Consider the following 24,220-nt stretch of genomic DNA (forward strand, 5'->3'; position numbering starts at 1 on the left):
TTCATTTCATAATAAAAGCAGACGCACCAGCATAATTGCTTAAATCATCTGCTTTTATTCATTAAGTTCTAGTTATTTTCCAAATAAAAAGGCAACCGCTTCAGAGAATTTTAAGATTAACCAGTTAAATAAGTTACCTCCTAGATCTAAGCTAGAAATTTGGGTAGCACCCTCAGGTAAAGTAAATTGCGCACCAGAAATCATCTGAGTATGAACCTCCGCAAAATTAGTAGCCATATATAGTGATAACGCTACCATTACGATTCCAGCTAAAACAGAGTGAATGATATTTCCTTTACGAGATCCTACAACAAACGCAATATAAAATGGAATTGTCGCTAAATCACCAAATGGCAACACTTTATTACCTGGTAAGATTACAGCTAAAAATAATGTAATTGGAACTAAAATAAGTGCAGTTGCCATAACTGATGGATGTCCTACAGATACTGCTGCATCCAATCCTATATAAATCTCTCTATCGCCATATCTCTTTTGTAAAAATGACCGTGCTGACTCTGAAATAGGGATTAAGCCTTCCATTAAGATCTTAACCATACGCGGCATTAATAACATTACTGCTCCCATTGAAATACCTGTTTGTAATATTTTTCCGATATCATAACCAGCAAGTAATCCAATAAGTGCACCGAGGATTATGCCCATCATCATTGGTTCACCAAAAATTCCAAAACGCTTTTGAATAGTTTCAGGGTCTGCATTTAATTTATTTATTCCTGGAATTTTTGCGATAGCCCAGCCTACTAATATACCAATTGGTCCGAATGCCGCTGTAGAACCAGTTGGTAATGAAATTCCATCAAGCCCATAAAATTTTTGAACCATAGGAGCCGTTTTATCAGCAACAAACAGAACAGCATATTGATAAATAATTGCACATAAAATTGCAAACCACCAACTATCTGTTACAATATAGCCAGTTGCACCAGCTGCAATAAAGTGCCAGTAATTCCAAATATCAATATCCAAAGTTTTTGTCATCTTTGTTAATAAGAAAAAGATATTTGCAAATAAACAAATCGGAATTAAAATTGCTGCAACAGGTGATGCCCAAGATAAAGCTGCTGCTGAGGGCCATCCTGTATCAATTACTGTTAGATTCAATCCAAAACGCTCAACCATCTGCTGTGCAGCTGGGCCTAGAGTACTAACAAGCAAATCAATAACTAAGTTAATCCCAACAAATCCAATCCCAATAGTTATTCCCGCTTTTAATGCCTTTTTAAAGCCTGTCTTAAATGCAAGACCCAATAGAATAATAGCAATAGGTAAAATTACAGTTGGTCCAAGATTTAATACATACTGAACGCCATCTAATAGCTTTTGCATATTTTTCCCTCTTCTCTTTTGTTATATATTAGATTTAATTTCTGTTAATTGTTATATAACAATTAACAGAAATTTCATCCAAATTCACTTAACTTCTTATTTCAAATGATCGAGAATTTTTTTATCTAAACTTTCCATTCCAATTCCAGTGATATAAGCCGTAGCTATAATTGCTGGTATCTGATAAGTTGTAGGAAGAATAGTAGTTGAAACGATAATATCTGCCTCACTTTGTTTTGAAGCTACTTCTGCTATTTTACATTGAATAACTTCCGCATTAATATTGTTATCCTTCACCAAATTCTCCACTCGATTACAAACTACAGTTGAAGTTGCGATACCTGCTCCACATGCTACTAAAATTTTATATTTTTTCATTTTTAAAATCCCCTTCCATTCTTTTAACGTATTTAGATTGTTTTGCTTGTTCTTTCAAAATAACTTAGAATCTCTTTATCTAGTTTTTCTATACCTAACCCACTAATATAAGCAGTAGCACTGATTGCTGGGACTTTATATTTTGTAGGCAATATAGTAGTTGATATGATTAAAAATGCATCATCTTGTAAACTTGCCACTTCTGCTATTTTACATTGAACAAGCTCTACCTTTAGATTTTCTCGTCTAAATAATTCTTCTAAATGATCTAAAACAACTGTTGATGTAGCAATCCCTGCACCACATGCCACAAGTACTATTAGCTTGTTCAATCTAATCACCACCTTTCATGAAATTTTAATGCTTTCAAATAATAATGTTATATCTGATTTATCCTTTGCATGAATAAGCTTTTCAAGATGCTCTTCTACTTGGATAACCTGCATTAACTCCTGTAGAACCTCAATTTGGCTATGTGGTTGATTTAAGCCAAGCATTAATACAGCTTGCACCTCCGTTGTTTTTGTATTATCTTCCATTAAATGAAAGGATACTGGTTTTTCTAAAACAGAAACGGCGATAAATTGCTCCACTACATGTTCCGGATCTGTATGAGGGATAGCGATACTATAATTATTGACACTGAGCCCTGTTGGGAAGATCGATTCTCTCTCTTTAATTTTCGGTAGAAAGGTTTCTTTTACAAAGCCTTGCTCATATGCCTTTTCGAACATTGCATGGAAAAGCTCATCTTGATTTTCTACCTTTAATCCGATGTTTATTAAACTTTCTTTAATAAATGAAGCAACTGCCATTTTAAACTCCTCCACTTTCACTTAACTTTAAGAATATTTTTTAATGATTTCATATAGTTGATTGGAATCATTACTGTTTTTTAAATTGCTGATATCTTCTTCATTTTTTGATAACTTCATCAGCTGTCTTAATGCATAAAGATGTTTATGCTTATCTGTAGATGCCAATACCACAATAAAATGGACGCAAACGTTATCATTAAATGGAATACCTTCTTCTATTTTTAATAAGCTCATGCCGACATTATTTACACCATCTTCTGGTCCTGCATGAGGTATGGCTATTACGTTTCTTAGTAAGATATGCTGTACCATTGTAGGATACTGTTTCACCATTTCTGCAATATAATTTTCTGTGATGCTGCCATTTTTCAGCAGCTTTTCTGCTGCAAGTTGGATTCCTTGCTGCCAACCTTCTATTCTTTTCACCACGGTAATCATTTTTGGTGCTAAGAGAGAGGAAAGGGATAAATCTGTCTTCGCCATTGGTTCTTGTGAATCATTAGCTGGTGTAATGGAGAAATGTTCTTGTAACGTACTGCGCAAAGACTCTTTATCTTTTATAGAAGCATATTTCTCAATTTTCCCCATTAATTGTTCAATGTTGATCACACTAGTATTTAAGTCAAATATTTCTCTTAATACTCTTTGTCTAAGCTGAACTTTTTCAAAATCTGTTAATATGCGATTAATGACAAATTGCTTTGTATCCGTTTGCAAAGGCACTGGTGAAAAAATAATATCCACTTGGTAATTAAGTTGTTGAAATTCCCGAATAGATAAAGCATGATAAAAGTAAAATTCAGGGAATAACTCACGTAATGTGCTTTCCATTAGGCGTGATATCGATACACCATTTGGACAAACAACGACCGCTTTCTTCTTCTTCTGAATTGTTTCTCCTGAGCTGATTAAATGTCCGCCAATGAAGATGGTGATGAACATTAGTTCACTTTCTGGTATGGGACAGCCGATATATTCTTCTACTGGAGAAATCGAATCCTTTACAATAAAATGAATTGTTTCAAATTCTTCGCTTACTTTTTCCATCATCGTGTAATTCGTCGTTAGATTATATTTCATTCGATAATAAGCAGGCTTCATATGAAGAACTAATCTTTCAAGTAATGCCGCTTTATCCTTGAAGGCTATACACGCTTTATATTCAAAAGTATGAAGAAATTGTTCCAAGGCCCTCGTCAGCTCTGGGATTTGGTGATCAGCTAAAAACTGTGCAGATAATATTTTGGATGTAAGCAGCTGCAAGGTCAAAAACAGATGCTCTTCTTTCGGAATAGCTTTCATATCTTTAATCAAGATTTCTGCAGCAATAAATTCTTTCGTATCGGACAAGGAGCGATAATCAATATGGTAAAAATCTTGAATTACTTTCCCTTGTTGAATACGCTTTAGTATGACTGCTAAAATATATGGCAAAAGATTAATTCGTTCATCAATAAACTGAAGGTGTAAACTGCTTTCGACTTCTGCAAGCCTTTCTTTAATCGTTGTCAGATTGTCTTTTGATATATCAATAAACTTTTGAATATAAACTTCTCCATTATAAATCGATAAGATATTTTCCAATACTTCCACTAATAATTTTCGGACATCCCATTCCTTTCCTTTTAATTCATATCCTTTCATTCTTGAATAACTAACTTCAAGCTCGTATGGTTCAATCATTTGCTGAACATTTTTCATATCACGAAGGACCGTGTTTTTACTTACACCTAAGGCGGTAGTAAAATGCAGTAAGGAAAGCTCTTCATTGCTACTGATAATATACAATAGAATAAATTGAGCTCTTTCCGTTTCAGATGGAATATAATGTTTATCCATCTGTTCATCTGTCTTTTCAGCGAATAATTCCATAATGACTGGGCTAATAATGAATTTTCCGCCATTTGTTCTTTTGATAGCTGGATAATTATTCGATTCAAGCCAATCATTAATCTTCTGAAAACTGTAACTAACTTGCCTTCTAGATAACTGAAATTTTTTCTCTAGCTTTATGTTAGAAGTATCGGGATTACTCAATACTTCCTTTAATAAGATATTACTTCTTTCGTCAAGATACATTATCTATCACCTCTTAACTTGATTTCATTGTAGCATGTAAAAACAAGATATTGTATCCGTTTTCATTTCCATTACTAGTTTGTGAATTGTGTCACTAAGTGATTAACTTGCACAAATCCCCTTCTTTTCTCCTTCTATCATAAATACAAACTTGTTGCCAAGATTAATCTGATTATGTATATACAGCATGAAGCATATTTCTCTATTGTGACTGTATTTAACTACTTTTGCTACTTAAACTAATGATAAAGTTGACATCGATTCCTAAGACAAGATTTAACAATTTTATTTTTTCATTGGCGCCTACTTCTTTTTCTTTGTACAAAAAAGAAGCTAATAACCATCTCACATGGTTATTAGCTTCTGTCCTTTTCACCTAGAAACTTGCGGATATTATTTTGCTTTTGCGATAGATGATTTTACTTTTGCCACAACATTCTCAACAGTAAATCCATACTCTTGGAATAATTTATCTGCTGGAGCAGATGCACCGAAATGATCAATTGTAATGTGCTCCCCTTTAGAACCGATGTATTCTCTCCAGCCTAGAGATGCACCAGCCTCGATTGCAACACGTGCTTGAACACTTTCTGGCAATACACTTTCTTTATATTCAAGAGATTGTTTTTCAAAACGATCCCAGCTTGGCATACTTACTACATTTACAGAAATTCCTTCTTCTGCTAAAGCCGCTTGTGCCTTGATTGCAAGAGATACTTCTGAACCAGATGCTAAGATTAATGCCTGAGCAGCTTCTTTACCAGCTACAACTGTATAAGCACCTTTTTTCACGCCTTCGTATGCTTCTGCTTTTGTTAAATCTAATGTTGGTAAGTTTTGACGAGTCAACACTAGTGCTGTTGGAGTATCTGTGCTTTCAATTGCCAGTTGCCATGCAGCTGCTGTTTCTTTTGCATCTGCTGGACGAATGATAGAAAGCCCTGGCATTGCACGTAAGGAAGCAAGTTGTTCAACAGGCTCATGTGTTGGACCATCTTCTCCGACAGCAATACTATCATGTGTAAATACATATGTTACTGGTAATTTCATTAATGCTGCTAAGCGGATTGCTGGGCGCAAATAATCAGAGAACACGAAGAATGTTGCGCCAAATACTTTTACTCCACCATGCAGTGCTAATCCGTTTAATGCCGCACCCATTGCAAATTCACGTACACCAAACCAGATATTTCTGCCGGCATATCCATCAATGGCAAAGTTTTTCTCACTAGTCATTAATGTTTTGTTCGAACCAGCAAGGTCTGCAGAACCACCGAAGAAAGCAGGAACCGCACTAGCAATTGCTTGAATTGTTTTCCCAGAAGAATCTCTTGTCGCCATAGAATCTCCAGCATTAAATTCTGGTAATTTTTCTTGTAAATCAGCAGGTAGTTCTCCTTTAATAGCTGTTTCTAATTGAGTAGCTAATTCTGGATATGCTGCTTTATAATTTTCATAAAGCTCATTCCAAGCTTTCTCTTTTTCTGCACCTTCTTGTGCTAGTGCCGCATAATGCTCCGATACTTCTGCTGGAACGTGGAATGCTTCTTCATATGCCCAACCATATGTTTGTTTTGCTAATTGTGTTTCAGAAGCTCCAAGTGGTGCACCATGTGATGCAGATTTTCCGCCTTTATTCGGAGAACCATAGCCAATAACTGTTTTCACTTCAATTAATGTCGGTATATCTGATTTTTTCGCTTGAGCAATTGCCGCTTGAATTTCAGCTAAGTCATTGCCATCTTCTACACGAATAACTTCCCATCCATATGCTTCAAAGCGCTTTTGAACACTTTCAGAGAAAGAGAGATTTAAATCACCATCTAAAGAAATATCATTGGAATCATATAATACTACTAGTCTTCCTAATTTTAAATGACCTGCAAGAGACGCTGCTTCTGCAGATACGCCTTCCATTAAATCACCATCACCGCAGATGCTGTACGTATAATGGTCAACAACTGGATAATTTTCTTTATTATAGGTTTCTGCAAGATGTCTTTCTGCCATTGCCATCCCAACAGCCATCGCAATACCTTGTCCTAATGGACCAGTAGTAGCTTCCACACCTGGTGTGTGTCCAAATTCTGGATGTCCTGGAGTTTTGCTTCCCCATTGACGGAAGTTCTTTAAGTCATCTACAGTAACACCGTAATTGAAAAGGTGCAGCAAGCTATATAGAAGCATAGAACCATGTCCAGCTGATAAAACGAAACGGTCACGGTTGAACCAGTTAGGATTAGCCGGATTATGATTCATTTCCTTAGCCCATAATGTATAAGCCATTGGCGCTGCCCCCATTGGCATTCCTGGGTGACCAGAATTAGACTTTTCAATTGCATCAATGGATAAAGTACGGATTGTGTTAATAGCTAATTGTTCGATATCTGTTTTTACTTGATTACTCATTTTCCTCATCCTTTTTTGATTTATTTAATGCTAGCCAAAATTAAAAAGAGTTTATTTCTTTTGGCTTAGCGTTTATTTAAATTGAATTCCATCCTTTTGAACGGTGAGTTCACCTGTTAAGCAATTATTCTTTATCCATCGCAAGACTTCATCCGCAAGTTCATTTGCTAGGATTCGATCGATGGCTGTTGGGTTTACTCCCATACATAATGCTTCGTCAATTTCTGTATATTTCCAATCTACCTCTAGCTTACTAATAACTGAATTTTCGATTACCTCTTGTAAAGCTTGGCTATATATTAGAACATTAGATGTTTTTGTATATGTATAGCTTTTCTTTATCGCATCACATAAAGTGGTAATTTCCTCTTCCTCGTAATCTACTGCTAAATAGTTACCATCCACCGCAAGAGAGATATCCTGCAGCATATTAGTCGATGGGTTACCCTCTATCGAAAAACCAAATAATCTTGGCTTATCATATTTAAGAGAATGAATGGTATCTTGAACCTTTAACACATTCTGAGTAATACTGTTCAGTGCGGTATCATATCCTAGAGTCCAATCATTTCCTTTAATATTATTATAGACGGAAACTGGGACAAATAATGTACGTAGCGCTTCTTTATCAGCTATAGAAGTTTGCCATATTTCTTTTGCCTGCGCATCCCCCAATACAACAGTCATATCCATTGGAGCAAATGTTTGTTCCCATAGATTATTTACTGGTGCAGCGCTTACCTTTAAGATAGTATGGCTTAAGTATGGTGAATCACTCACTTCTTTTATCTCTGTATAATTGACTTCACCGGACTTTCTATCTATTTCCATTCCAAATAGTTGATGCTTAGAAGATAACTCTTCATATAAGCGATGAAGAATTTGCTTTACTCCCGAAGGCAAACAACCTAAGACAATTACACCAACCTTCAACACCTTACCCCCTAACCTTTACAAGCTATTAAGTAACTAATAATATACAGAAAAATGTACATACTTATTGAAGAAAAAGGACCAATTTCCCTTTTCTTCTCCGTGATATATTTTTCCAAACTCATTATAGCATACAACTTACCAAGAATAAACCATACATATTTAGTATAACCTATTAATAGTACGTACAAGTTATAATATGTTTCATTTAACAAATCCGAGGTTAATTTGTCCTACTATTAACAATAATATGATTCTAATTCTTTAATTCCACTGATACGCTTTTCATGTCTGCCGCCTAAAAATTCTGCATTTAACCAAGTATCTACTATTAAACACGCTAGTCCTTCCCCAGTCACTCTTTCTCCTAAACAAAGAATATTGCTATCATTATGCTCTCTTGTTGCCTTTGCTGAGAAGACATCACCAACAACCGCTGCACGAATTCCAGTGATTTTATTGGCAGCAATACTCATGCCTATTCCTGTTCCACAGCATAAAATACCTAGTTGGTTTTCACCATTCACAATCGATGCACCAACACTTTTTGCATAATCTGGAAAATCCACACTTTCTCTACTATGACAGCCAAAATCTTTTACTTCCATCCCCGCATTATGAAGATGGGCTTTTACTGCTTCCTTTAACTGATATCCACCATGATCACTGGCTATTGCAATTTTCATAAACTCATCCTTTCTAGATAAGATGGTTCTATTTCAGATGTATTCTAACATAAAAACTATTATTTGTATTCGGTTGCATGTGAAAACTTTATTAATTTTCAACCACAAACAAATGGGAATAAGATCTATACCTAAACAATTCCCAGACCATATAGAAATTTGTGTGATAACATACTTTAGTCCAACCCAATGTATTTAGTAATATTTAAAAACAAACAAAGAACGATGAATTTTAAAATTCTCTCGTTCTTTGTTTGGATGTTTTCTTGTGAACTAAATATATTAGTTTACAAGAAAGCATTACAATTATTTATTCATAGGATAGCTGAACTAAGAATGTCTTGTTCTTTTGTGAATAAAATAAAACCAAATTAATTGGACTATAAGGATAAATACAAATGGAACGGCCAAAATTATAAATGTAATAATTCTGATTTCAGGAGTTTGCACAGCCCCTGATCCATCTATTTGCCTTGTTGCGATGATAATCGATAGTATTGAAAAAACGACTACCCAAAAAACATTTGCAATCCACCAGAGTTTCACCTTTTTTCTCCTTCCTTCATTACTAATTTCTGCACAAATTGTATTACGGTAATTCAAGAGAAAAGGTTACATTTTTTTGATTTCCACCCTAATTTTAGAATATAAGTAATTGATATAATGACTTATTAACTGTTATTATTACTAATTTGGCTGCGAACTTATTTGTATGCTTATTCAGATGTTTTCAAAAGTGGCTGGACAAAACAAAATATATAATGAATAAGACAAACAATCTCTAATTTAATGGTGAAACCAATTCGTTCCATTTCACTCCGTTTTTAAAGATTATTTAGTTTTTCAGCAAACTAAAATTACTAGAAAAAAACAGAGCAGCCTGAATACACATAGACTCCTACGGGAGCTGCGAGAAAGTCCAAGGACCCGCAGGAACGTAGTGACGAGGAGGCTTGGCGCTCGCCTCAAGGAAAGCGAAGTGTATTCAGGCTGCGGGTGATTACCACAAACCTTCTTTCTTAAATTTAATTAACCCCGAACAATTATACGAATTTTTTTAGTGTGTACGTATAATTGTTCGGGGCTATATTTGATTGAAATACTTATGTCCCACCCTTTCGTACTACTTTTATTTGTTTCTTTTCCGAAACGGGATTAATGCTCCATTAAAAATCGAAATTATCTGGATCAGGACCAACTCGTTGATCCAAATTTAAGGCATCAATTTGTGCCATTTCTTCTTTTGATAACGTGAAATCAAAAACATTTCCATTTTCGATGATACGGTGCTCTTTAACGGATTTAGGAATCGTAATAATTCCATTTTGCAAGTCCCAACGAATAATTACTTGTGCAACAGATTTCTGATGTTTTGCAGCTATTTCCACTAATTCCGGCTGATCGAATAATTGTCCTTGCATTAATGGAGACCATGCTTCCACCTGTATGCCTTGCTCTTGGCAATACGCTATTAATTCTTTTTGTGTAAGTCTTGGATGCAATTCAATTTGATTAATCATTGGTTTCATTTCCGCATCTTTCATCAGGTCTTCTAAATGATGGATTTGAAAATTACTTACTCCAATTGCTTTTACCCTGCCTTGTTTATATAGTGTTTCTAACGCTTTCCATGCGTCTTTATATTTTCCTTCTTTTGGCCAGTGAATAAGATATAAATCTAAATAATCGAGTCCGAGCTTTTCTAAGCTTACTTCATATGCCTTTATTGTTTCTTCATATCCTAAATCATCTGTCCATACTTTTGAGGTAATAAACAAATCATCTCTTGTAATGCCTGCTTCTTTCATACCCCTCTTTATGCCTTCGCCAACCCCTGCTTCATTAGCATAAATAGCCGCTGTATCAATACTACGGTAGCCATTCTTAATTGCAGAGCTTACAGCATCCACAAGCACTTGCCCTTCCTCCACTTTAAATACTCCTAATCCTAGCCAAGGCATTTTGATTCCGTTTGTTAGTTGAATTGTATCTTGTAAGTTTTTCATCGTGTTATTACTCCTTTTTGCAATGAATTTTTTTCTAAAATTAAACTGAAACCAGTCAGGATAATAGCGGCAATAACCATAATTCCGCCTACCCATGAAGTATGGATAAGCCCCAATGAATTGGTCACTATTCCTCCCAAGTAAGAACCGATTGCTATTCCTGCGTTAAAAGCTGCAATATTAACAGCAGAGGCTACATCTACTGCACTTGGTACATAGCGTTCTGCTAGCATTACTACATAAACCTGCAGCCCTGGAACATTCATGAATGCTAATAAGCCCATGAAAAGAATACTTATTAAGCCAATTACCTTAAATGGAAGGGTAAAGGACAAAACAAATAGGATAATAGCTTGGATAATAAACATAAAAAATAATGCCCGAAGCGGGTTTTTGTTGGATAGCTTGCCGCCAATCATATTACCTATGGCAATTGCTACACCATACAATAGTAAAATCCCAGCAACTGTATTTTGCTGAAAGCCAGTTACTTCATGCAGTAATGGAGAAAGATACGTGAAAACAACAAATGTTCCTCCATAGCCTAATGCTGTAATTAAAAAAAGCATTAATAGTCGTGGATTTGTAACTAACTGCAACTGATCTTTAAAGGTTGCTCGGCCTCCTTTAGATAAGTTACTTGGCACAAGCAAACTATTGGCGATAAACGCTATGATTCCAATAATAACAATGGTGATAAATGCTAATCTCCAGCCAAAGTGCTGACCGATAAATGTCCCAAAGGGAACTCCTGTTACAGTGGCAACCGTTAATCCGGAGAACATGATAGAGATAGCACTTGCTCTTTTTTCTTTCGCTACTAAATCTGCTGCTATCGTGGAACCAATCGACATAAATATACCGTGAGCAAAAGCTGATACAATACGTGCAATCAGTAAAATAGTGATATTTGGAGCAATTGCAGCCATACTATTACCAATAATAAAAACAATCATGATCCACAATAATAAAGATTTTCGTGAAATATTAGAGGTAATGGCTGTCAAAACTGGAGCTCCGAATGTGACGCCCAGTGCATAAATAGAAACAGTTAATCCTGCTGTTGTAATCCCTACCCGAAAGTCATCGGCAATCAAAGGTAATAATCCAACGCTTATGAATTCAGTAGTACCAATAGCAAAAGCACTAACAGCCAAGGCTATTAACGCAAAAGTATTCATATTTTGCTTCAACTTCCTTTTCCTCCTCTTACATATATCGCTAACCACTAGTGGTATTTTTTGTAGTTTTGCATTTTAACCGGCAAGTGTTATTATGAATCATATAAGACAAATAGAAAAGTACGTACTTTTTTGTAATGTAGGAACTTAAAGGTAATATAGGTACAAAAAAGTTCCTATAAAATGGAGGTTATTATGGAAAATAAAAAATATAATATATCAGTTGAAGCCACTTTAGAAGTAATCGGCGGTAAATGGAAGTGTGTGATTTTGTGCCACTTAACACATGGCAAAAAAAGAACAAGTGAATTAAAACGATTAATGCCAAATATTACGCAAAAAATGCTTACACAACAATTAAGAGAATTAGAAGAAGATGGTGTTATTAATCGCATAATCTATCAACAAATACCACCGAAAGTAGAATATGAATTAAGTGACTATGGAAAAAGTTTAGAGCCTATTTTAAATGCACTTTGTGAATGGGGAGATACTCATATCACAAAAATATACGGAGATAAGAACTTAATGCTGGAAGATAGTGTGTTAAATAAATAAAACATTATAGAGAGTGGACAAAGATGAACATCTTCTAATTTAGCTAGAAACCCCTTTTTTCCATTGCGCTGCAGCACCGGAGAGCAAGTTTTAGAACACAGTATCTTTAGGTGTAGAAGACAGGCTATATTATGAACCTACATTATCATCATGGACAATGCAGTGATAATGAAGCTTAGGTGCAGCCCCTGGAAGGCGAAGCGTATTCAGTCTGCGGGTGATGTCCACAAACCTTCTTTCTTTAAATAAAATAAGCCGAACAATTATCCGATATACCTAATAGTATCTTCGTATAATTGTTCGGCTTTATATTTGGCTGAAATCCTTGTGTACCACGTTTTATTAATGAACTAAATAGCGGATAGCTGTTTGTAATTGAATATCGTTTTCGTCTTTTTGTTTTTCTGTTCTAACAGCTTCCTCCAGCTTTGCAGCTGTTTTTCCATCTATTACACCAGTAACCTCCAGTGCATTTTTGCTTTGGAATGCTCTTACAGCTACTTCTGTTTGCGGACTATAATAGCCATCTTGCCTATCTGTTGTAAATCCTAAGCTTGTTAAAATTTCTTGTGCGTATTGAACCTGCTCATCATTATCCTCCAGCTTAAGTGAATCTACAATCTGCAAAGGATGGGTATGATATAAGTCCGTTTGCTCGACATCGATAGTGGGTTTTATTCCTTGTTTATGAATCCAATTTCCATCAGGAGTAAGCCATTTAGAAACTGTTAATTTGATTTCACTGCCATCATCCATTAATATAGGCTGTTGGACGGTTCCCTTTCCAAATGAATTTTCGCCAATTAGCGGATAACCAGCTCCCTCTTTTAAGGCAGCAGCTAAAATTTCGGACGCCGATGCACTTCCATTATCAATCAATACTACAACTGGATATTCCTTTTGTTTCTTCAAATCAGAATAAAACTGTTCACGATCTCCATTTCGATTCTCTACTTGCACATAAGGTTTTTTATTTGTTAAAAATTGTTCTACGATCGCATTTACACTTGTTAGCAAGCCACCAGGATTACCACGTACGTCTAAAATTAGACTTGAAATGCCATTCTTCTCTAATTTGTTTAATTCCTTTTCAAACTCACTTGCAGTATCTTTAGAAAATGATGTAATTTCTATATAACCAATCTTTTCTCCGCCATCTTTTTTGATATCAGAATAAACTGTTATTTGGGGTACTTCATCGCGGACAATTTCCATTTTTAATGGTTTATCGACTGTTGCTCGCTTTATTTCTAATTCTACCTTTGATCCTTTTTCCCCTCTGATTTGGCCGATAACATCATTAAGATCTTTTCCTTCTACATTTTCTCCATTTACCGAAATGATTTGATCTTGAGCTTTAATACCTGCTTTTTCTGCTGGAGATCCTTTTATTGGTGATACTATGATCATTTTATCCTCCTCTATACTAATTTCTGCACCAATTCCTTCAAAAGAAGAATCAAGAGCTTGTTCAAATTGCTTGGCAGCTTCTTGATCCATGTAAACAGAGTATGGATCCTCCAATGTAGCCAGCATCCCTCTTATTGCACCATCTTCTAACTTTTGCTTGTCTACATTTTCCACATAGTTTTGCAAGATTATTTGATAGGCTTTATCCAATTTATCAAGCGAACCAGCCTCCATTGTTTGATTATTTAATTGTTCCTCCTGTCTTTTTTCTAACATATTTATTCCTATATAAGTCATTCCTGATCCTGCTAATAAGGAGCCTGCCATATAAATAGCCAACCACTTCCGATTCATTGCAATCGTCCCTTCTTCTACCACGATATATTTATCCTTTTTTATGTATATGAAGGGCTCGGACAACTTATGATTGAAACTATTTTTTAAACAGGACACGTACCTATAAAGAAAGCTTGCATAGTATATAGAGTATTTTATGAGGAGGGGAACCAATGTTTTTTCACATTAAAGAGCTAGCCTATGAAGCAAAACCGGAGAGACCCGATCCAGTTTTCGCGAAAAAAATACAAGAACTAATTGGTGGACAATTTGGAGAAATGTCCGTTATGAATCAATATTTATTTCAAGCTTGGGGAACAAGAAAAAATGATAAATATCGTGATTTATTATTAGATACGGGAACAGAAGAAATTGGTCATATTGAATTATTATCAACCATGGTGGCAAGATTATTAGATGATGCGCCCGTTACCGAGCTTGAAACAGCAGCTGCAACAAATCCAGCAATGGCTGCTATTATTGGGGGAATGAACCCGCAGCATGCGATTGTTTCAGGACTTGCCGCAATGCCCAAAGATAGCGTAGGGGTACCTTGGAATGGAGGTTATGTAGCTGCAAGTGGAAATCTACTAGCAGATATGCGCGCAAATTTAAATGCAGAATCGCAAGGTAGACTTCAAGCAGTCCGGTTGTTTGAGCAAACCGATGATCGAGGCATAAAAGATATGTTATCATTTCTAATCGCCCGTGACACGATGCATCAAAACCAATGGCTTGCCGCAATTTACGAATTAGAGCAAAAAGAAGGCGTAGTTGTACCAAGCACTTTCCCTAGACATTTAGAAAAGACAGAAGTATCTTATCTCTTTCTTAATCATTCGATGGGAGACGAAAGCAGTAAGGGGAGATGGGCATCTGGACCAAGCATGGATGGCATGGGGACATTCCAATATGTCCGAGATGTACCACCATTTGGTTCTGCACCTAAATTAAAGCCTGCTCCTCCAGCTGAACATAATACTCCTCCTAATCTTAAATAGGAGACAATTTCATTCATAAAAAAAACGGAGCCAGTCGTAAACACTAGCTCCGTTTTTCCTTGAAGTAGAATAAATGCAATTCTTCTCTCCGAAATCCTCTCTTTATATCCCTTTCACTTGCAATACTCTCATTGCATTAAGAACGGCAAGTACAGTAACACCTACATCTGAGAAAACTGCTTCCCACATCGTTGCAATCCCAAATGCACCTAGAAGGAGAAAGATTGCTTTAACTCCTAGTGCAAATATTATGTTCTGCCAGACGATTCGACGTGTACGTTTTGCAACAGAGAGTGCAGTGGCTATCTTAGAAGGCTCATCTGTCATAAGGACGATATCTGCTGCCTCTATTGCTGCATCAGCACCTAAACCTCCCATTGCCATTCCCACATCTGCTCTTGCTAAAACAGGGGTATCATTAATACCGTCTCCAATAAAGAGAATTTTTTCCTTTGCTTGCTTATGCTGATCAAGCTTTTCGATTTCTTCTACTTTATGCTGTGGCAATAATTCTGCATGAACTTCATCTATTTTTAAAAGAGACCCAATCTTCGCGCCAACCTTTTGAGCATCACCAGTTAACATCACTGTTTTCTTAATTCCTTGCTCTTTTAGTAGTTGAATAGCTTTCTCTGCATCTTCTTTTATCTGATCAGAAATAACAATAGAACCGATGAACTCTTGATCTGCTGCCACATAAATAACTGTTCCGACTTCTTCGTTTGGTAAATAATTGATATTTTCTTTGATCATTAATTTTTGATTACCAGCTAACACTTTTTTTCCATCTAGCTCAACCAAAATTCCATGACCCGATAATTCTTGATATTCTCCTATGCGTTCCTCTATGATCTGTCTTTGATATGCTTTGCGAATGGATTCAGCAATTGGATGATTAGAATGCACTTCTGCATATGCTGCATATTCCAGCACTTCTTCTTCTGCAATTCTAGGTGCTGGGTGAATGGAGTCTACTTCAAATACTCCTTTTGTTAAAGTACCAGTTTTATCAAAAACCACATACTTCACATCATTTAAAGCTTCTAAATAATTGCTTCCTTTTACTAAAATTCCTTTTTTAGAAGCTGCGCCAATTCCGCCAAAGAATCCTAATGGAATCGAAACAACAAGCGCACAAGGACAAGAGATAACAAGAAAGACAAGGGCTCGATACAGCCAGTCTGAGAAAGTAGCACCACTTATTAAGAGAGGTGGTACGATAGCTAATAATGCAGCTGTTATTACAACTACCGGCGTATAATATCTTGCAAATTTAGTAATAAAATTTTCGGTAGGCGCTTTGCGGTTACTGGCATTTTGAACAAGCTCCAGTATTTTCGTAACAGTTGATTCTCCAAAGTCCTTTGTCACTTCGATTGTTAATAAACCATGATTATTAATATAACCACTAAGTACCTCATTGCCAATTTCTATATCTCGCGGAATGGACTCTCCTGTTAAAGCGGATGTATCAACAGAAGAGCTTCCTTCTATCACTCGCCCATCAAGCGGGATTTTCTCTCCAGGCTTCACAATAATAATATCGCCAATGTTCACTTGCTCTGGAGATAGCTTCTTCAGTTCAGATCCATCTTTTACATTGGCATAGTCTGGTCGTATATCCATTAAGCTAGTAATCGATTTTCTAGAACGATTGACAGCTATCCCTTGAAATAACTCGCCTATTTGATAAAAAAGCATAACAGCTACTCCTTCAGGATATTCCTGAATGGCAAAGGCTCCTAATGTAGCGATAGACATCAGAAAATGCTCATCAAATATTTGCCCACGTAAAATATTTTTTATCGCTCTAAATAAAATGTCTCCTCCAACAATTAAATAGGCCAAAAAGAAAAGAGCGAATTCCATTATTCCGGTTAAAGGAGCAAAAAATCCAATTGCTGCAACAAATGTTCCCGCTACTAATCTTCCAACTAATCTCTTTATATTCTCTGTACCATGGTCATGGGAATGCTCATGACCATGACCATGTTCGTGATGATGCGAATGATCAGGAGATGGAGAAGTAGCCTTTTTCCTCTTTTCTACCATCTTCACATGTGGTTCTAGTCTTGAAATTGTTTTTTCCGCTTTTGCTAAAATACTCTTTTCTTCTATTTCATCCACCTGTAATTGTAATGTTTGTGTAGCAAAGTTAACCGTGCATTCTCTAACTCCATTAATGGATGCTATTCCATTTTCTATTTTCATTGCACAATTTGCACAATCTAAGCCTTCTAATATAAATTCTTTTTTCCGTAGCTGCTTCTCTTCCTCCATTTCTTTCCCTACTTTCTTTAAATTTAATTTATTATACACAATTGCTTCCACTCTTAATATATGAACAATTATTCATATACTCATATTTATATTATATGAATAGTCTAATAAAAGTGTCAATCTATTTTCTGATTTTTTATAAAAAAACCATTCAAATCTAGAGCAAAAAACCTCTAATCTGCAACGGCTATAAAAACACCCCTAAATCGTTAGATTTGATGTCTAACAATTTAGGGGCAGTACAGCATCTATCTATTATATAGAAGCATCTACAGTCTAGATAATTGGTATTTTTTAATGATGTCTTGCGTGATCAATCATTTGTTTTAACACGCCCATTACATGCTCATCATCACAAGAATAAATCATCGTAGTTCCTTCGCGCTTATATTTAACTAAGCGCAAATTCTTAAGGAAGCGAAGCTGATGAGAAACCGTGGATTGGAGCATACTTAGGCTTTCCGCTATTTCATTAACAGAATGTTGTTTTTTTGATAATAGATGGAGAATTTTTATTCTGGTAGGATCTGATAATGCTTTAAACGTTTGAGAAACAATAAATAATGTTTCTTCATCCAATTCAGACTTATTTATGGGATTCATTGATTCCTTTTTCTCATTAAATTCGCTCATCTCTATTCTTACCCCTTCATTATTACAAACCTTTCCATCTATTATAGCATAGAAATGATTGCTTTCTGTAGTAACATGATTCTTGTTCAGCTCGGTTCTTACTACAAAAAACAATGGCGTTCATTTAATATGAACGCCATAAAGTCAGGTTATAGGAGAATAAAGAGATTATGTTTAACTCTCCTTATTTCGGATAAACTAATACTATACTAATCTATTACAATGGAACAATTCCAACTGGGTTAATAGCATTTGATTTCGCTTGATTCCATGGTCCTTTATGCAATTCGAAATGTAAATGCTGACCAGTAGAATCACCTGTATTACCCATTGTACCGATTTGTTGTCCTTTGGAAACGACATCGCCAGCATTTACTAAACGACTGCCTTCTCTCATATGTGCATACACGGTTGTGTATTGTTGACCATTAATATAATGACTAATAAAAATAACTTGTCCATAACTGGTTGAAGGATATGATCTAATAACTACGCCATCAGCAGCTGCGTATATTGGAACTGTTCCAGTCGCTGCAATATCAACACCTGCATGGAAAGTACCCCAACGATGCCCTAGCCCTGAAGATAAATATCCTGCGCCTGCTGGTCGGGTAAAGCTGCCAGATGATACAGAAGTTTTTGGCTTGGATGCAGGAGAATTGCTTCCGCCATTAGATGAAGCAGTTGTCTTTGAAACTGCTTTGGAAGTAGCCTTTGTATTATTAGCCGCTTGTTTTTGTGCAGCCGCTCTTTCAGCCGCAGCCTTAGCTTCCTCTGCTTTTCGTTGTTTTTCTGCTTCTGCTGCTTGTCTTGCTAATTCAGCTTGTCTTTCCTTTTCTAACTTGATTGCTTTTTCCATCGCCACTTGTTGATCCTTCAATAACTGTTCTTCCTCTTCTAAAGAGAGCATTTCTGCATGAACGTGATTTTCTTCTTTTTCCAATTGAGCCATTAATTTATCTTTTTCTTTTTTCTCTGCGTTCAATTGAGAACTTAGTGATTCAAGATCAGCAAGCATTGTTTCAAGAGAGCTTAATTTTGACTTCAGCTCAGCTTTTGATTGTTCCAATAACTTTTTATCTGCTTCTTGTTCTTTAATGATTGTTTGATCCGCTTCTACGATTGTTGCTACTGCACCAACTCTATCAATGAAATCACTGATGCTTTGCGAACCCATTAACACATCTAGGTAATTAACCATACCACCCGTTTGTTGATAAGATCTTGCACGTTCCTTCAATAATTCATTTCTTTTTTCAATTCTTGCTTTTACTTCTTCAATTTGCTTCTCTAATTTTTTTACTTCTTTTTTCGTAGTGGAAATTTGTTCTTTTTTCTCTGTGATTTTCACTTGTGTACTAGAGATAGAAGTATTTATTCTTTTAATCTCTGTTTCTACTGAATCTTGTTGGGAATGGATATCACCTAATTTATTGGATGAATCATCTAGTTTTTTCTTTACGTTGCTATGCTTATTCTCAAGATTACTTTTTTCCTTATTCAATTCACTGAGTGAACCTTGGGCAGATACTGGTGATGCCGTAATAGATGTATATGCGATCATACTACTTACACTTAGTGTAGATACAAGTGTTAATTTTGCTAGTTTCTTTTTCATTTAGTACAAGCTCCTCCCCCGTATACCAATCGTTAAAATTGGTAAACCTGATGTTTTCTCTCTTTTTATAAGTTTTATTTCTTTAATCCCACGTCTAAACAATTGCCAATACATCTCTTTAAAGTAGCATTTTTTCCAATATAATAGCTTGAAGCACTGTAGTTCTCGCTCTTCAAGCTATTGACCATAAGACTAATTTATTTATCGACGACTACTTTACACTCTTAAAAACTTGCGGATACTCATTACGGAACCCCATATTCCAATCACCGCTCCCATTACTAGGAGTAACGTAGATACTTGGAATACAAATGGAGTATAATCCAAAATTTTAATATAGCTTCCTGCTAATTTTGCTTTTAAGAACTGATATGCATAGTAATATATTGCGCTAACCGCAGCTATCGGAATAATCGACCCTAAGAGGCCCAGCCACATACCTTCTAAGAAAAATGGCCAGCGAATAAACCAGTTAGTCGCTCCGACTAAACGCATAATTTCAATTTCTTTTCTTCTTGCTACAATCGTAATCTTAATTGTATTAGAGATTAGGAACATCGCTGTAAATAGCAAACCAATAATCAGGACAATTCCTACGTTTCTACTCATATTGATTGCGCTAAACAGCTTTTCAACCGTTCCTTGTCCATACCTTACTTTTGCAACATGTTCAAATTTCTCAATCTTCTTTACTACAGCTAATGTATCCTCTGGATCTTTCGTTTTCACCACAAATACGTCGTTCAACGGATTATCCTGTTCAAAGAGTTTAAAGGCATCCCCATCTTCTCCAAGACTGGTGATTAAGTTGTTCAATTCTTCTCCTTTAGGCGAGAAAATAACACTACCAACTTCAGGAATCGCCTTAATTTCTTCTTCTAGAGCGTTTTTTTCTTCTTTCGTTGCTGCCACATCAATATGCACTCTGATCTCTACATTTTCTTCAAGGGAAGTCGCTACATGATTTAAATTCATCATAATAACGAAAAATACACCAACAAGGATTAATGTGATCGTTACTGCGCTGACAGAGGCAAATGTCATCCAACCATTACGAAGAAGGCTTTTAAAACTTTCTCTTGTATGTCTCGCTACTGTTCTAGCCTTCATAGCCGTATTCACCTCTCGTTTCGTCCCTTACAATTCTGCCGCCCTCAATAGCAATAACACGATGCTTAATCGTATTAACAATTTCACGATTATGTGTTGCCATTACAATGGTTGTTCCTCTATTATTTATCGTTTCAAAAATATTCATAATATCCCATGATGTCTCGGGATCCAGATTACCTGTAGGCTCATCTGCAATTACTAGTTTCGGAGAATTAACGATCGAGCGCGCAAGCGAAACACGCTGCTGCTCTCCTCCAGATAATTCTGTTGGCAGCATTCTTGCCTTATGCTTTAATCCAACTAGCTCTAAAGTATCCATGACTTTTTTCTTTATATTTTTTGGGTTTTCTTCAATAACTTCTAATGCAAAAGCCACATTTTCAAATACAGTTAACGTAGGAAGGAGTTTGAAATCCTGAAAGACAACTCCCATGTTTCTTCTTAATAACGGAACTTTCTTATCTTTTAATTTTTCTAAATTAATACCATTTATTCGGATACTTCCTTGAGTGGGCTTTTCCTCACGATACATCATTTTTATGAATGTAGACTTCCCCGCACCACTTGGTCCTACTACATAAACAAATTCACCTTGATTAATCCTAACATTTATTCCATTAGCGGCTATTACACCGTTCGCATACTTCTTCATTACATTTTTCATTTCTATCATCTATTATCACACCTGAATTATTTTTTGTATGGATTATTGAAAAGCGAAGAAGGTACATATGAGTTTGAAAACATAAACGAATCACTGAAGAGTTATGGTAGAAGTGATTTGGTTTATGAATTTATCCTCTAGCAATAAGCTTTATTTCTTTCACTTATTCCTTCCACTCTTCCATATGATTCAAAAACCAAAATTCGACAAGTTTCAACCGACTAAAAATGACAATCTGCAAATAGTTGCAGGTTGTTACTTTTCTTACTTAAATTATTATAGCATCATAATACGACAAATTAATGTAAAAAATTATTACATTTTCTTTTCAAACATAACATAAAGTACTATCAATTTCATCATATGCCAACAATTCCTATTATTATAGTACTACAAATCGACCTATTTCCCCTTTATTTCTGTAATTTTTCTTGATAAATAGTAATATATACCTAAAAAATATACTGGGTATATCCAGTATTTACATAATGAAAGGGGGCGTTTTAGGTGTCCAAAAAAGTTCATAGAATTAATTTCATCTGCATTATAGGAGTTAAAAAGAAAATTCGACAAAAACAGGCTAGCTTTTTTTCCTATTTCTGTTAAAACCCACAAAAAAATATCTTTTTTAGTCCAATTCCCATTTCACGAATCAACTCTAAAAAAGATACTCTCATTAATTTATTTAAATCCTCTACCAAGAACCTCTGAAGCATCTGTTACAACAACAAAAGCTGCATCATCGATTGATTGCACTAATTGCTTAAGCTTGATAAATTGGGATTGGTCTACGACACACATTAAAACAGGTCTTTCTGAATCTGTATAACCACCATGCGCTGTTAATCTTGTTACACCACGGTCAATCTTATTTAAAATCCCTTCTCTTACTTCCTCTTGCTTATCTGTAATGATTAAAGTCATTTTGGAACTGCCAAAGCCCACTTGAACAAAATCGATGGTTTTGCTCGTTACAAATAGGGCAATTAAAGCATATAAACCTTGTTCAATACTGAAGACGATAGAAGCGGTGATGACGATTACGCCATCGATCATAGCTACACATTTCCCTAACGAAATGCCTGTATATTTGTTGATAATTTGTGCGGCTAAATCTGTGCCGCCAGTAGATGCCTTGCCTCGAAAAACAATGCCAATTCCTAGGCCAATACCAATGCCCCCATATATCGCAGCTAATAATGGTTCATTGGTCCATGGCTCCAATCCTCTAGAGAGATACACAACAAATGGCAAGAATACGGTACCTATTAATGTTTTCACTCCAAAGTTTCTTCCTAATAATACAACCCCTAAAACAAATAAAGGAATATTAAGGGCCCACTGAACATAGGCTGGCTCCCAATGAAATACCGCCTTCGTAATAGTACTTATTCCACTTACTCCGCCAGATGCAATATTATTAGGTAATAAAAATAAATTAAAGGATAAAGCGACAAAAGCCGACCCTATTAGCACATAAATATATTCGCGCCATTTCATTTTTTTACACCTCTATTTTTTTGTCAGTTTATGTCATATTTTCACGGTGTTCTTATTCGACATCTTTATTAATGATAAAGAGTATAATCCAGAATATGACATGGTTTTAATATCAGCTTATTCTATAGAAAAAATCCACATGAAAAAGAGGAAGCGATGTACCTTTCCCCAGTTTTATGCTTCTAAAAAACAAAATGATTCTTCCAAGCAGAGAGTATATCATCTATTATTTGAAGTGTAAATGGTGGCAAATTAGCGTGGTAAAGCAGTGAAATAACGGGAATCATCTTCAGACGGGTTCGTTATTTTCCGTATTTATGGAAAGTTGGGATAGAATATAGGACCTCACATCAAATGTATGCGAGGTCTTTCTTTCAAGCTTATAAAATAAAAATCCAAAAGAGGAAGGCAAGTACAAAACGATAGTAGGCAAAAGGAGCAAGTTTAATTTTATTGATTAGTTTTAAGAAGAATTTGATCGCTAATAATGCAACAACAAAGGCGGTGATAAATCCAGTCAAGAAAAGAGGAAGATCCTGTGGGGATAAATAATTCCAGCTTTCGAATAAGTCTTTTCCTGTCGCTGCTGCCATAATAGGAATGGCCATAATAAATGTAAATTCAGATGCTGCTTTATGGCTCATTCCAGCAAGAACCCCGCCAGATAAAGTCGCTCCAGAACGAGAAAACCCTGGTACTAATGCAAAACACTGAAACATTCCTACTGTAAAGGCTTGCCGATAAGTAACCTCATCAAGTGTTTCTGCTGTAGGCTTACGTGGCTTCCATTTCTCAGCTGCAAGCATCAGTAAGCCGCCAATTATAAGGGTTATCACGACCGTTCCTGACCGAAAAAGCACTTCCTTAATAAAATCATAGAACAGGATGCCACCTACCCCAAACGGGATAATGCCAATTGCGAGATGAAAAATACTTAATGTCCCAACATCCTCTTCTGTCTGCCATTTTTTCATTCCAAGAATACTTAAAATCCGTCTCCAAAATACAAATACAACGGCAAGAATGCTTCCTAGCTGAATAATAATCTCAAATGTTTTTGCTTTTTCTCCTGTGAATTCCAGTAAATGTGCTACCAATATAAGATGTCCTGTTGATGAAACAGGTGCAAACTCGGTTAATCCTTCCACTATTCCTAATATAATAGCAATGATAATCTCCATGAAGCTCCTCCTATAAGAACAGTATGTGTAAAAGTGGCTATTAACGCCTGTCCATTTTAATATATTTTTTTACCTTCCTATCTAGA

Annotated in this window: 21 protein-coding genes; 2 read left to right on the plus strand and 19 right to left on the minus strand. The window is 35.8% G+C overall.

All coding sequences use genetic code 11. The annotated features are described in order from the left end of the window. Positions 1-72: 72 nt before the first annotated feature. The 11 genes from NST77_RS15695 to NST77_RS15745 form a co-directional block, all read right to left on the minus strand. The gene (locus NST77_RS15695; protein WP_047943924.1) at positions 73-1,350 is read right to left on the minus strand and encodes a PTS galactitol transporter subunit IIC; all 1,278 of its coding nucleotides are present in this window, start codon (positions 1,348-1,350) and stop codon (positions 73-75) included. A gap of 96 nt (positions 1,351-1,446) precedes the next feature. Next, entirely contained in the window at positions 1,447-1,728 is a 282-nt protein-coding gene (locus NST77_RS15700; protein ID WP_095330319.1) for a PTS sugar transporter subunit IIB, read from the minus strand. 32 nt (positions 1,729-1,760) lie between these two features. Beyond that, positions 1,761-2,060, minus strand: a complete 300-nt coding sequence (locus tag NST77_RS15705) for a PTS sugar transporter subunit IIB (RefSeq protein WP_341123177.1) — start codon at positions 2,058-2,060, stop codon at positions 1,761-1,763. A 15-nt stretch (positions 2,061-2,075) separates the two neighbouring features. Further along, positions 2,076-2,543, minus strand: coding sequence for a PTS sugar transporter subunit IIA (locus tag NST77_RS15710; RefSeq protein ID WP_095330317.1), 468 nt, complete (start codon positions 2,541-2,543; stop codon positions 2,076-2,078). 27 nt (positions 2,544-2,570) lie between these two features. Further along, entirely contained in the window at positions 2,571-4,625 is a 2,055-nt protein-coding gene (locus tag NST77_RS15715; protein WP_341123178.1) for a BglG family transcription antiterminator, read from the minus strand. A gap of 393 nt (positions 4,626-5,018) precedes the next feature. Next, the gene (gene tkt, locus NST77_RS15720; RefSeq protein WP_341123179.1) at positions 5,019-7,034 is read right to left on the minus strand and encodes a transketolase; all 2,016 of its coding nucleotides are present in this window, start codon (positions 7,032-7,034) and stop codon (positions 5,019-5,021) included. Positions 7,035-7,106: 72 nt separating this feature from the next. Then, positions 7,107-7,970, minus strand: coding sequence for a 6-phosphofructokinase (locus NST77_RS15725; RefSeq protein WP_235850276.1), 864 nt, complete (start codon positions 7,968-7,970; stop codon positions 7,107-7,109). A gap of 236 nt (positions 7,971-8,206) precedes the next feature. After that, positions 8,207-8,653 carry a ribose 5-phosphate isomerase B gene (gene rpiB, locus NST77_RS15730; protein ID WP_341123180.1) on the minus strand — a complete coding sequence of 149 codons (447 nt, stop codon included), beginning with the start codon at positions 8,651-8,653 and terminating at the stop codon, positions 8,207-8,209. 330 nt (positions 8,654-8,983) lie between these two features. Further along, entirely contained in the window at positions 8,984-9,256 is a 273-nt protein-coding gene (locus NST77_RS15735) for a DUF3923 family protein (RefSeq protein WP_164464099.1), read from the minus strand. 563 nt (positions 9,257-9,819) lie between these two features. After that, positions 9,820-10,659 (minus strand): aldo/keto reductase, encoded by an 840-nt coding sequence (locus tag NST77_RS15740; protein ID WP_123258223.1) that lies wholly within the window; start codon positions 10,657-10,659, stop codon positions 9,820-9,822. Then, a complete protein-coding gene (locus NST77_RS15745; protein ID WP_095330381.1) occupies positions 10,656-11,840 on the minus strand; it encodes an MFS transporter in 1,185 nt (394 codons plus the stop codon). The genes NST77_RS15740 and NST77_RS15745 overlap by 4 nt, the downstream gene beginning before the upstream one ends. Positions 11,841-12,035: 195 nt before the next feature. Between NST77_RS15745 and NST77_RS15750 the strand changes: the two genes are divergently transcribed. Continuing rightward, on the plus strand, positions 12,036-12,398 hold the full coding sequence (locus NST77_RS15750) for a winged helix-turn-helix transcriptional regulator (RefSeq protein ID WP_047943915.1): 363 nt from the start codon (positions 12,036-12,038) through the stop codon (positions 12,396-12,398). 342 nt (positions 12,399-12,740) lie between these two features. On the opposite strand, the gene NST77_RS15755 is transcribed toward NST77_RS15750, so the two are convergent. Further along, a complete protein-coding gene (locus tag NST77_RS15755) occupies positions 12,741-14,162 on the minus strand; it encodes a S41 family peptidase (RefSeq protein ID WP_095330380.1) in 1,422 nt (473 codons plus the stop codon). A gap of 155 nt (positions 14,163-14,317) precedes the next feature. Here NST77_RS15755 and NST77_RS15760 point away from each other — a divergent pair, with 155 nt between their 5' ends. Further along, positions 14,318-15,145: a manganese catalase family protein gene (locus tag NST77_RS15760; protein WP_095330310.1), complete on the plus strand. Its 828-nt coding sequence runs from the start codon at positions 14,318-14,320 to the stop codon at positions 15,143-15,145. 102 nt (positions 15,146-15,247) lie between these two features. Here NST77_RS15760 and NST77_RS15765 read toward each other — a convergent pair whose 3' ends face one another. The 7 genes from NST77_RS15765 to bacA form a co-directional block, all read right to left on the minus strand. Then, complete coding sequence (locus tag NST77_RS15765; RefSeq protein ID WP_095330379.1) at positions 15,248-17,425, minus strand: heavy metal translocating P-type ATPase; 2,178 nt, start codon at positions 17,423-17,425, stop codon at positions 15,248-15,250. Between the two features lie 294 nt (positions 17,426-17,719). Beyond that, on the minus strand, positions 17,720-18,058 hold the full coding sequence (locus NST77_RS15770) for an ArsR/SmtB family transcription factor (protein WP_095330309.1): 339 nt from the start codon (positions 18,056-18,058) through the stop codon (positions 17,720-17,722). Between the two features lie 217 nt (positions 18,059-18,275). After that, positions 18,276-19,676: a murein hydrolase activator EnvC family protein gene (locus NST77_RS15775; RefSeq protein WP_341123182.1), complete on the minus strand. Its 1,401-nt coding sequence runs from the start codon at positions 19,674-19,676 to the stop codon at positions 18,276-18,278. Between the two features lie 216 nt (positions 19,677-19,892). Beyond that, positions 19,893-20,786 carry a permease-like cell division protein FtsX gene (gene ftsX, locus NST77_RS15780; RefSeq protein ID WP_095330307.1) on the minus strand — a complete coding sequence of 298 codons (894 nt, stop codon included), beginning with the start codon at positions 20,784-20,786 and terminating at the stop codon, positions 19,893-19,895. After that, the gene (gene ftsE, locus NST77_RS15785; protein ID WP_047943910.1) at positions 20,776-21,462 is read right to left on the minus strand and encodes a cell division ATP-binding protein FtsE; all 687 of its coding nucleotides are present in this window, start codon (positions 21,460-21,462) and stop codon (positions 20,776-20,778) included. The genes ftsX and ftsE overlap by 11 nt, the downstream gene beginning before the upstream one ends. Positions 21,463-22,134: 672 nt before the next feature. Next, positions 22,135-22,953, minus strand: coding sequence for a YitT family protein (locus NST77_RS15790; RefSeq protein ID WP_303985401.1), 819 nt, complete (start codon positions 22,951-22,953; stop codon positions 22,135-22,137). Between the two features lie 380 nt (positions 22,954-23,333). Continuing rightward, a complete protein-coding gene (gene bacA, locus NST77_RS15795) occupies positions 23,334-24,134 on the minus strand; it encodes an undecaprenyl-diphosphate phosphatase (RefSeq protein ID WP_123258224.1) in 801 nt (266 codons plus the stop codon). Positions 24,135-24,220: the final 86 nt, after the last annotated feature.

Source organism: Niallia sp. FSL W8-0177 (genome assembly GCF_038006285.1).
Lineage (GTDB): Bacteria > Bacillota > Bacilli > Bacillales > Cytobacillaceae > Niallia > Niallia circulans_A.